General features: G+C 68.8%; 6 protein-coding genes and 1 pseudogene. All 7 read left to right on the top strand.

Translation table 11 applies throughout. The features are described from left to right. Positions 1-36: 36 nt before the first annotated feature. The 7 genes and pseudogenes from G3I56_RS31625 (at position 37) to G3I56_RS31655 (ending at position 12072) form a co-directional block, all read left to right on the top strand. Positions 37-1170, top strand: a complete 1134-nt coding sequence (locus tag G3I56_RS31625; protein WP_164414978.1) for an SGNH/GDSL hydrolase family protein — start codon at positions 37-39, stop codon at positions 1168-1170. Between the two features lie 84 nt (positions 1171-1254). Next, a pseudogene (locus G3I56_RS31630) lies at positions 1255-2727 on the top strand (endo-1,4-beta-xylanase); the annotation flags it as partial. Between the two features lie 360 nt (positions 2728-3087). Then, positions 3088-4530: an arabinofuranosidase catalytic domain-containing protein gene (locus G3I56_RS31635; protein WP_164415023.1), complete on the top strand. Its 1443-nt coding sequence runs from the start codon at positions 3088-3090 to the stop codon at positions 4528-4530. Positions 4531-4583: 53 nt separating this feature from the next. Beyond that, positions 4584-6185 (top strand): glycoside hydrolase family 27 protein, encoded by a 1602-nt coding sequence (locus G3I56_RS31640; RefSeq protein ID WP_164414982.1) that lies wholly within the window; start codon positions 4584-4586, stop codon positions 6183-6185. 30 nt (positions 6186-6215) lie between these two features. Further along, positions 6216-7745 carry an arabinofuranosidase catalytic domain-containing protein gene (locus G3I56_RS31645; protein WP_164414984.1) on the top strand — a complete coding sequence of 510 codons (1530 nt, stop codon included), beginning with the start codon at positions 6216-6218 and terminating at the stop codon, positions 7743-7745. A gap of 29 nt (positions 7746-7774) precedes the next feature. Continuing rightward, on the top strand, positions 7775-9607 hold the full coding sequence (locus G3I56_RS31650) for an RICIN domain-containing protein (protein WP_164414986.1): 1833 nt from the start codon (positions 7775-7777) through the stop codon (positions 9605-9607). Between the two features lie 56 nt (positions 9608-9663). Next, positions 9664-12072 (top strand): ricin-type beta-trefoil lectin domain protein, encoded by a 2409-nt coding sequence (locus G3I56_RS31655; protein ID WP_164414988.1) that lies wholly within the window; start codon positions 9664-9666, stop codon positions 12070-12072. Positions 12073-12085 lie beyond the last annotated feature (13 nt).

The following is a 12085-nucleotide window of genomic DNA, read 5'->3' on the forward strand; positions in this document are numbered from 1 at the left end:
CCCCACCCACTGTCCCGCACCCAGTGAGGAACGCTGATGAAGAAGTACTGGGCACCTTTGGTCGCGGCCCTGGCGGCCACCCTCGGAATGGGCGCCGCGTGGCCTGCCGCGGCCACCGCCGCCGAGGCGGCGCCCTCCGCCACCCGGGCCGCCGCGCCCACGCCCCTGCGGCTGATGCCGTTGGGCGACTCGATCACCTGGGGCGTCGGCAGCCCGTCCGGGAACAGCTACCGGAGCTTTCTGGCGAACAAGCTGACGGCCGAGGGACACACCTTGGACTTCGTCGGCTCGGGGCGCAACGGCACCATGTCCGACCCGGACAACGAGGGCCACTCCGGCTGGCGGATCGACCAGATCGCCGGCATCGCGGACTCCGTGCTGGCCCGTTACCGGCCGAACGTGGTCACCCTGGAGATCGGCACCAACGACCTCAACGGCAACTACCAGATCCCGACTGCGGCCGACCGGCTCCACGCGCTCATCGACCAGATCACCAGAGCCACACCCGACGCGACCGTGCTCGTCGGCACCGTGATCATCTCCACCAGCGGCACCGAGGAGGCCAACCGGCCCGCTTTCAACGCCAAGTTGCCCGGGATCGTCCAGGCCGAGCAGTCGGCCGGCAAGCACGTACGTCTGGTGGACATGAGCGCCCTGACCGCCGCGGACCTGTCCGACGCCCTGCACCCCAACGACAGCGGCTTCGCCAAGATGGCGGACGCCTTCAACGGGGGGATCCAGGCCGCGGACGCGGCAGGCTGGATCAAGCCGCCGGATTCCGCGGCCGGGCAGGTGCGCTCCGGGATCGCGGGGAAGTGCCTGGGGGTCAACGGCGGCAACAGCGCCAACGGGACCGCCGCGGAGATCCGGTCCTGCGACGGCTCCGCCGCGCAGACGTGGTCCGCACGCTCCGATGGCACCCTGAGGGCGCTCGGGAAGTGCCTCGACGTCACCGGTCGCGGTACCGCCAACGGCACCAAGATCGAGATCTGGGACTGCAACGGCGGCACCAACCAGCAATGGCAGACGTACAACGGCGGCTACCGCAACCCGGTCTCCGGCCGTTGCCTCGACGACCCCAACGCGTCCACCACCGACGGTACGCAACTGGTCCTGTGGGACTGCAACGGCGGAGCCCACCAGCAGTGGACCGCTCTGCCCGTGTCCTGAACCCGTGACACCACTCCAGCGCGGCACCGGCCCGTGGCCGGTGTCCGCCCCTCTCACGCATCCGCACAAGGAGGTTGATCCTTCATGTCCTGGCTCAACGACGAACCTCTGCTCCGCAGGGCCTTGGTCTCGGCCACCGGCCTGTTGGCCGGCACGGCACTGGCCCTGACCGGACCGGCAGGCCTCGCGGCGCACGCGGCTTCCGGCACGCTGGGCGCGGCCGCCGCTGACAGCGGCCGCTATTTCGGTACGGCCGTGGCTGCCGGAAAACTCGGCAACTCGACGTACTCCACGATCCTCGACCGGGAATTCAACATGATCACCCCGGAGAACGAGATGAAGTGGGACACCACCGAACCGTCCCGCGGCAACTTCAACTTCGGCCCGGCCGACCAGATCGTCAGCCATGCCACCGCGCACGGGCAGCGGATGCGCGGCCACACCCTGGTGTGGCACTCGCAGTTGCCCGGCTGGGTCAGCTCCATCGGTGACGCCAACACCCTGCGCAGCGTGATGAACAACCACATCACCACCGAGATGAACCACTTCAAGGGCAAGATCTACGCCTGGGACGTGGTCAACGAGGCGTTCGCCGACGGCGGCAGCGGTCAGCACCGCAGCTCGGTCTTCCAGAACGTGCTCGGCAACGGCTTCATCGAGGAGGCGTTCCGCACCGCCCGGGCCGCCGACCCCTCCGCCAAGCTCTGCTACAACGACTACAACATCGAGAACTGGACCGACGCCAAGACCCAGGGTGTCTACAACATGGTCAGGGACTTCAAGGCGCGCGGTGTGCCCATCGACTGCGTCGGCCTCCAGAGCCACTTCGGCGCGGGCGGCCCGCCGTCGAGCTTCCAGACCACCCTGTCCAACTTCGCCGCCCTCGGCGTCGACGTTCAGATCACCGAACTCGACATCGCCCAGGCCTCGGCGACCGCGTACGGGAACACGGTCCGGGCGTGCATGAACGTCGCCCGCTGCACCGGCATCACGGTGTGGGGGATCAGGGACAGCGACTCGTGGCGGACGGGGGAGAACCCGCTGCTGTTCGACAACAACGGCAACAAGAAGCCTGCCTACGACGCGGCCCTTTCCGCGCTCGGCGGAGGTACGGGGAATCCAGGCGGAGGCATCGTCTCCGGCACGGTGTACTCGCTGACCGACGTGGCCGCGGGCCGGGTGCTGGACGTGCCGTCCGGACAGACGGCGAACGGCACGCCCGTGCAGGTCTGGGACGCCAACGGCAGTGCTGCGAACCAGCAGTGGCGGGCGAGCCAGAACAGCGACGGTTCCTACACCCTGACGAACATCGCCAGTGGGCGGGTCCTGGACGAGCCGGGCGGCCAGACGGGCAACGGCACCCGGATGGCGATCTGGGACGCCAACGGCGGTGCGAACCAGCACTGGCGGGCGAGCGTGAACGGCGACGGTTCGTACACCCTGACCAACGTCGCTTCCGGCCGGGCGCTGGAGATCCCCAGCGGGCAGACCGGCAACGGGGCCCCGGTCCAGATCTGGGACTCCAACGGCGGCGCCAACCAGCACTGGAACTTCAGGTGAGGTGACCCGGAACGAACACCCCGCGTCCGGTACGGCGGCCGTCGCCGGACGCGGGTTCCGGCATGCCCTCATAACGGACTGACCAGGGACGATACATGGGATGAATGGGCGTCCGATTGGGAGTGTCGAGCGTATTGACTCGGTGATGGACCTGTGGAATCACTATGACATGGGATGTCTGAGTGCTTCCTGTGGGTGCTCTCGATTGCCCCCGCCACCATCCCGTTCGGCCAGGCGCAGCGCTCTCTGTCACCTTCCCCCACATCCCAGAGGAACAGAATGCGGCCTTCACTCTCTTCCCGTCGGAGTCCCACGGCCCGCAGACCACGCATACCGGCGTTCGCCGTCGTCATCGTGATGGCGCTGCTGGCCATGATGTCGGCGACCGCACAGACGTGGTCGGCACCGGCATCCGCCCCGGCATCGACACCGGCGCCCTTGGTGAGTTCGGCGTCGGGACGGTGTCTGGACGTCAAGGGCAATGTCGACACGCCGGGAACGGCGCTGGACATCCAGGACTGTGACAACCAGCCGAACCAGGCGTTCGAGTTCACCTCGGCGGGCGAGCTGAGGACGACGATCGGCACCCGCTGCGTGGACGCCTACGACAACCGGACCGCGCCGGGCACCCCGGTGATCATCTGGTCGTGCAACGGGCAGTCGAACCAGGCGTGGCGACAGAACTCCGACGGGTCGGTCACCGGTCTCCAGTCCGGCCTGTGCCTGGACGTCAACGGGGCGGGCACGGCCAACGGCACCGCGGTCATCCTGTGGACCTGCAACGGTCAGAGCAACCAGAAGTGGACCACGTCGACACCTCCGCCCGCGCCCGGCGGGTCGGGCCCGTGCGACCTCTACTCCGCGGGCGGCACTCCGTGCGTGGCCGGGCACAGCACCGTGCGGGCGCTCTACGGGTCGTACAGCGGCAGCCTTTACCAGGTCAGGCGCGCCTCGGACAACACGACCAGGAACATCGGTGTGCGGGCGGCCGGCGGCTTCGCCGACGCGGCGGCGCAGGATTCGTTCTGCGCTGGCACCTCCTGTGTGATCTCGGTCGTCTACGACCAGTCCGGACGCGGCAACGACCTGTGGTACCAGGGATCGGCCCAGGTCCCGGGATCGAGTCAGAGCAGTCCCGCGAAAGCGACCTCGGAGTCGCTGACCGCCGGGGGCACCAAGGCGTACTCGCTGTACATCAATCCCGGGAACAGCTACTGGCGGGACGGTCATCTGACGGGCGTGCCGACCGGCAGCGCGCCCGAAGGGGCGTACATGGTGACCAGCGGCACCCACGTCAACAGCGGCTGCTGCTTCGACTACGGCAACAGCGAGACGACCCGGAAGGCCGACGCGGCCGGGGCGATGGATGCGATCAACTTCGGCACCCAGTGCTGGTTCGGCGGCTGCTCGGGCGGCGGTCCCTGGGTCCAGGCCGACCTCGAATGGGGCCTGTACTCCGGGGGCAGCCAGTCCTGGAACACCAACCAGCGCGCCTTCCCCGTCAAGTTCGTCACCGCGATGCTGAAGAACAACGGGACGTCGAGGTTCGCCCTCAAGGGCGGCAACGCGCAGTCCGGCAGCCTGACCACCCTGTGGGACGGCGGACTTCCCGGCGGATACAGCCCGATGAAGAAGCAGGGTGCCATCGTCCTCGGCAGCGGCGGTGACTGCTGCAAGCCCGGTGGTGGCGCCAACCTGAGCGCCGGCACCTTCTACGAGGGCGCCATCGTTGCCGGCTACCCCTCCGACGCGACCGACAATGCGGTGCAGGCCAACATCACCGCGGCCGGATACCGCTGAGTCCTTCTGTCCCACGGTGAGTTCTGCCGCAACCCGGCCCAGGAGGTAATGACATGCGCATGATCACCCGAATATTGGCGGTCGCGTTCTCCATCGCGCTGTTCTGCATGGGCGTACCCCTCGTCTGTCTCGGCACGGCGCAGCCCGCCGCCGCGCTGGGCAACGGGCTGGCACTGACCCCGCAGATGGGCTTCAACGACTGGAACGCGTACGGCTGCAACGTCTCCGAGTCGCTGATCAAGTCCACCGCGCAGGCGATGCACACCAACGGCATGCAGGCAGCGGGCTACTCCTACGTCAACATCGACGACTGCTGGATGACCCACAACCGCGATTCCGGCGGCCGTCTGGTGCCGGACCCGGCCAAGTTCCCCGACGGCATCAAGGGCACCGCCGACTACGTGCACTCCCTGGGGCTGAAACTGGGGATCTACGAGGACGCGGGCACCGCGACCTGCGCCGGGTATCCGGGCAGCCTGGGGCACGAGAGCACGGACGCCCAGTCGTTCGCGTCGTGGGGCGTGGACTACCTGAAGTACGACAACTGCAACAACAACGGGGTGTCCGCGCAGAGCCGGTACACCGCGATGCGGGACGCGCTGGCGGCCACGGGCAGGCCGATCCTGTACAGCCTGTGCAACTGGGGCCAGGACAACGTGTGGACCTGGGGCGCGGGCGTGGGCAACAGCTGGCGCACCACCGGGGACATCAGCGCCAACTTCGCCAGCATGCTGTCCATCTTCCACAGCAACGTGGGACTCGCCTCCTACGCGGGCCCCGGCCACTGGAACGACCCGGACATGCTGGAGGTCGGCAACGGCTCGATGACGGCCACCGAGAGCCGCAGCGAGTTCAGCCTGTGGGCGGAGATGGCCGCACCGCTGATCGCGGGCACCAACATCCCCTCGGCCAGTGCCGAGACCCTGTCCACACTGACCAACTCCCGGGTGATCGCGGTCGACCAGGACCCCCTCGGCAAGCAGGGCACCATGGTCTCCTCCTCGGGCGGCCGGGACGTGCTGGCCAAGCCCTTGGCCAACGGGGACGTGTCGGTGGCGCTGTTCAACGAGACGGGCTCGACAGCGACCATCTCCACGACCGCGGCCGCGATCGGCAAGACCGGGGCGTCCGCCTACACCCTGACCGACCTGTGGTCGGGGGCGTCCTCCACCACCTCGGGCACGATCAGCGCCTCGGTCCCGGCGCACGGCACCGTGATGTACCGGGTCGCGGGTGGCACCAGCGGCGGCGGCACCGGCGTGACCGGCGCGGTGCACGCGGTGGGAGCGGGCAAGTGCCTGGACGTACCCAACGCGACCAGGACCGCCGGCACCCAGGTGGAGATCTGGAGCTGCAACGGCGGCGCCAACCAGACATGGACGCACTCCGCGTCCGACCAGTTCACCGTCTACTCCGGCAGCGACCAGATGTGCCTCGACGCCTACAACAACCAGACCACTCCGGGCACGAAGGTGGAGATCTGGTCGTGCAACGGCCAGAGCAACCAGCAGTGGACGCTGAACGCCAACGGCACGATCACCGGCGTCCAGTCGGGCCTGTGCCTGGATGTCGCCGGAGGAGCCACCGCCGACGGAACCCTCGCCGAGTTGCGGACCTGCAACGGCGGCAACAGCCAGCGGTGGACGTTGGGATGACTCCGCATTCGAAGCCCGGAGGAGGTCTCCATGCTCGAACCAGCCGGTGATCGCCGAAGCAGGCGATGGAAAGCCGTGCTCCTTGTCGCCCTGGCGATGGCCGTGGCCGCGTTCGGCGCACCGGCGTTCGCCACATCCCCGCGGGCCGGTACGGCGGCCGTCGCCCGTCCGGCGGCCCACAGCGTGGCGGACGCGTCGCTCCCGTGCGACCTGTACGCCGCGGGCGGTACGCCGTGTGTGACGGCACACGCCACGACCAGGGCGCTCTTCGCCGCGTACAACGGCCCGCTGTACCGGATTCAGCGGACCTCCGACCACAGCTACCGCGACATCGGGCTGCTCAGTGCGGGCGGATACGCGGACGGCGCCTCCCAGGTGTCGTTCTGCGCGGGCACGTCGTGCACGATCACGAAGATCTACGACCAGAGCGCCCGGCACAACGACATGCCGATCTCGTGGGGTGGCTACTGGAAGGGGCCCGGGCCGGGCGGGTCCGACGTCGGCGCGGACGCCATGGCCCTGCCGGTGACCGCGGCCGGCCACCAGGTCTTCGGTGTCAAGGTCACCCCCGGCGTCGGCTACCGGCTCGACCACGCGAGCGGTGTGCCCACCGGGGCCCAGCCCGAAGGCATCTACATGGTGACCTCGTCGGACTACACGAGCCAGTGGTGCTGTTTCGACTACGGCAGCGGTGAGAACTCCCACACCGACACCGGCAACGCCACCATGAACGCCATCTACTGGGGCACCGCCTGCTGGTTCGGCGGCTGCACCGGCACCGGCCCGTGGGTCGAGGCCGACCTGGAGAACGGCATGTTCCACACCAACACCGGCTCCAACAAGGACCCGAACAACCAGGGCGTGCACTACCCGTTCGTCAGCGCGTGGCTGAAGAACAACGGCACCAGCAACTTCACTCTCAAATACGGCAACGGCGCGAGCGGCGGCCTGACCACCACCTTCTCCGGCCCTTTGCCGAACGGCTACTCACCGATGAAGGTCGACAGTTCGGTCCTGCTCGGCACTGGGGGCGACAACAGCCCCAACGGCGTGGGCGAGTTCTTCGAGGGCGCGATCACGGCGGGATATCCCTCCGACGCCACCGAGAACGCCGTCCAGGCCGCCATCACCGCGGCCGGCTACGGCGCGGGGGGCGGTGGCGGTACGTCGACCGCGCTGCACGCGATCGGTGCGGGCAAGTGCCTGGAGGTGCCGGGCGCGTCCACGACCCCGGGTACGCAGACGCAGATCCGGGACTGCACCGGAGCGGCGCAACAGACCTGGTCCCGGACCGACTCCCGCGAGCTCGCCGTGTACTCCGGTGGCAGCCGGCTGTGCCTGGACGCCTCCGACCAGGGCACCAGCCCCGGCACCAAGGTCATCACCTGGACCTGCAACGGCCAGGCCAACCAGCAGTGGAACGTCAACGCCAACGGCACCGTCACCAGCGCCCAGTCCGGCCTGTGCCTGGACGTGACAGGCGCTGCCACCGCCAACGGCACCCCCGCCGAACTGTGGACCTGCAACGGCGGATCCAACCAGCAGTGGTCACTGAACTGACCCCGTGACACGTGACGCAGGAGGACCGAATGAGGACGAGAGCGAGACCCGGCCGTCTGGTACTGGCCGTCGGCATCGTCTTGGCGTTCGTGCTGCAGCTGTCCGGGACAGCCGAGAGCCGGGCCGTCTCGGGCGAGGCGCTGAGCGTGAACCTGGCGTCGACGCGGGGCCCGTCGACCGGCGTGGGTGAGGGGTTCCTCTACGGTTTCACGCAGGACGGCAGCCAGCCGGCGGACCAGTTCATCAAGCCGCTGGGGATCAACGCGTTCCGCGGCGGCGGCTGGTTCTCCGGCGGCTGGATCAGGGACAACTACCAGTACGGATCGGCCACTCGGGCCGACCTCGACTCGATCGTCGCGCAGGCGAAACGGCTCACCCAGCCGCCCTACCACGCGCAGTACCAGGTACTGGTCAGCGACATCTACGGCGCCAACGGCGGGCAGCCGTCGAACACCATGTATCCCTGCGACAACGGCAACTGCTCCAACTGGATCAGCTTCATCGACTCCACGGTGGGAGCGCTCCAGGCCTCGGGGCTGAAGTTCGCCTACGACATCTGGAACGAGCCGGACATCTCCGCCTTCTGGACCCGGGGTGTGAACAGCGTCCAGTACTTCCAGATGTGGGACACCGCCTACCGGGAGATCCGGCGCATCGCCCCCTCGGCGCAGATCGTCGGGCCGTCGCTCGCCTTCACCCCGCAGAGCAACCCGGGTGAATGGCGGACCTGGCTCGCGCACGTGAAGGCGGCCGGGACGATACCCGACATGATCACCAACCACGACGAAGGGGATGTCGACGACCCGGTCACCGTCTCCCAGTCCCTCAACAGTGCCCTGACCACGGCGGGCATCGGCCCGCTGCCGCTGTCCGCGAACGAGTACCAGCCCGCCGACCGGCAGACCGCCGGGGTGACGGCCTGGTACCTGGCGCGGTTCGCGCAGTCCGGATACACCAACGCGATGCGCGGCAACTGGGTCTGCTGCGTCACCCCCAACCTGACGGGAGTCCTCACCCAGAGCGGCGGCACCTGGCAGCCGACCGGCAACTGGTGGGCGCTTCGCGACTACGCCGACATGACCGGCACCCTCGTCGACACCTCCGGCCAGGTCGGCTCGACGGCGATCTCGGCCTCCGAGGACCCCGCCAACACGCGTGCGGTGGCGATCATCGGCGACGCGAACGGCAACTCCGGTACCGCGTCCGTGACCTTCAACGGACTGTCGTCCGTACCCTGGCTGACCAACGCCGGCAGCGTGCACGTCACCGTGCACCGCATCCCGGACCAGGCACCGCTCGCCGCGCCACAGACCGTGTATGACCAGAACCTGAGTGCCTCGGGCGGCTCTATCACCGTGCCGTTGACGTTCCAGGGGACGCACGACGCGTTCGCCGTCTATCTCACCCCAGCCTCCTCCGGCGCCGAGACCTTCCCGGCCGGCTACCACCAACTCGTCGTCGCCAACAACAACTTGTGCCTCGACGTGTACGGCGCTTCAAGCAGTGCGGGCGCCGCGATCGACCAGTGGACCTGCAACGGGCAGAGCAACCAGCAGTTCCAGTTCGTGCCGGCCTCGGGCGGCTACGGCGAACTGCGCGCCCAGAACTCCGGCCAGGACGTGGCGGTCGCCGGCAGTTCCACGACGGCCGGCACCCCGGACATCGTCCAACAGCCCCCCGGCACAGCGGCCAACGGACTCTGGCTGCCCGTGCGCCAGCCCGACGGCTCCTACGCCTTCCAGAACCGCAACAGCGGTCTGTGCCTGGACGTCTACGGCGCCGGGAGCACCGCGGGCCAGCAACTCGACCAGTGGCAGTGCAAGAACGCACCCGGCACCAACCAGGACTTCTTCGTCCGCTGAACCGTCCGCCGACCGCACCGGCCGTGGACACCCCCCACCTGCGAAAGGAACCCACCGTGTCAGCATTCGGACGGCTGTTACGGCGCCTGCGTGTCCCGACGGCCGTGGTCGCGGGCCTCGTCCTGGCCGCCGGCGGCGTCGTGGGCACAGCGGCCGCTCCGGCCCGGGCCGCCACCTCCATCACCCTCAACGGCGCGTCCGGCGGACGGACCTTCGACGGTGTCGGCGCGATCAGCGGCGGAGGCGGCAACAGCAGACTCCTGATCGACTATCCCGAGCCCCAACGCGGCCAGGTCCTCGACTACCTCTTCCGGCCCGGCTACGGCGCCTCCCTGCAGATGCTCAAGGCCGAGATCGGCGGGGACACCAACTCCACCTCGGGAGCCGAGCCCAGCCACCAGCACACCCGCTCCGACCTGAACTGCGACCGGGGCTACGAATGGTGGCTGATGGAGCAGGCCAAAGCCCGCAACCCCAACATCAAGCTGTACGGGCTCGCCTGGGGCGCCCCGGGCTGGATCGGTAACGGGAACTTCTGGTCCACCGACATGGTCAACTACCTGGTCTCGTGGCTGGGCTGCGCCAAGCAGCACGGGCTGAGCATCGACTACCTCGGCGGATGGAACGAGCGAGGCTACAACGTCTCCTGGTACCAGCAGCTGCGGGGCGCGCTCAACAGCAACGGCTACGGCGGCGTCAAGATCGTCGCGGCCGACTCGGACTGGTCCGTCGCGAACGACGTCAACTCCAACCCGGCGTTCGCCTCCTCGGTGAGCGCCATCGGCACGCACTATCCCTGCGGCTACCGGTCGTCCCAGTCCACCTGCTCGGTGCCGGCGGCCGCCATGTCGTCCGGCAAACCGCTGTGGGCGAGCGAGAACGGCTCGGACGACTACAACGGGGGAGCGCAGGCCATGGCCCGCGGCATCAACCGCGGATACATCGACGGACGGATGACCGCGTACCTCAACTGGCCGGTGGTCGCCGCGCTCACCCCCAACCTGCCGTACCCCACCATGGGCATGGCCCTGGCCGCGCAGCCGTGGTCCGGCTCGTACTCGATCGGCAAGAACACCTGGGTGATGGCGCACACCAGCCAGTTCACCTCCCCGGGATGGCGCTACCTCGACGCCTCCAGCGGCTACATCGGCGGCAACCGCGCCAACGGAAGCTACGTCTCGCTCAAGTCCACGAACAACTCCGACTACTCCACGGTCATCGAGACCATGGACGCCGGCAGCGCGCAGACGCTGAACTTCAACGTCACCAGGGGACTGTCCGCCGGAACCGTCCACGTCTGGTCCACGGACGTCGGGTCCGCCAACCCGGCCGACCACTTCGTGCACACCGCGGACCTCACCCCGTCCGGCGGCGGATTCAGTCTGACCGTCCAGCCAGGCCACCTGTACACCCTGACCACTACGACCGGCCAGGGCAAGGGCACCGCCACCGGTCCCGCCCGCAGCGCACTGAAGCTGCCGTACACCGACTCCTTCGACGGCTACGCCACCGGCACCGAGGCGAAGTACCTGATGGACTGGCAGGGCGCTTTCGAGACGGTGGGCTGCGGCGGCGGTCGCAGCGGAAAGTGCGTGCGCCAGATGAGCCCGCAGAAGCCGATCACCTGGGACTCGCTGACCGATCCGCACGCCCTGCTCGGTGACGTGAGCTGGGGCAACTACACCCTCACGTCGGACGTGCTGCTGGAACAGCCCGGATACGCCGAGTTGATCGGCCGTGCGGGCGGGCACGACTACGACCGCACCGGCGGGCAGAACGCCTACCGCCTGCGGGTGAGCGACACCGGGGCCTGGTCGATCCTCAGCTCGAACACCAACGGCACCGTCACCACCCTGGCCCGCGGCACGACCGCGGCGCTCGGCACCAACCGGTGGCACACCGCGGCCCTCACCTTCTCCGGGACCACGATCACCGCCGTCATCGACGGTGCCACGATCGGTTCCGCGGACGACCGCACCTGGGCCGCCGGACAGATCGGCTACGCGACCAGCCAGGGCGAGACCGCACAGTTCGACAACCTGTCCATCACGCCCGGCAGCGGCGGAAACGACGGCGGCACGACCGGCGCGATCGTCGGAGTCGGCTCCGGCCGGTGCGTGGACGTACCGAACCAGTCGCAGACGGCCGGCACCCAGGTGGCGCTGTGGGACTGCAACGGCGGCAGCAACCAGCAGTGGACGAACACCTCCGCCGGTGAGCTGCGGGTCTACGGCAGCGACTGCCTGGACGCCGCGGGCCAGGGCACCAGCCCCGGCACCAAGGTGGACATCTGGGACTGCACCGGCGGCGGCAACCAGAAGTGGACGATCCACGCCGACGGCGCGATCTCCGGTGACCAGTCCGGCCTGTGCCTGGACGCCGCGGGCGCGGGAACGGCCAACGGCACCCTGCTGCAGCTGTGGACCTGCAACGGCAGCAGCAACCAGAAGTGGACGCGCGGCTGATCCCGTGACCGGC

It is taken from the genome of Streptomyces sp. SID12488 (genome assembly GCF_010548275.1).
Classification (GTDB): Bacteria; Actinomycetota; Actinomycetes; order Streptomycetales; family Streptomycetaceae; genus Streptomyces.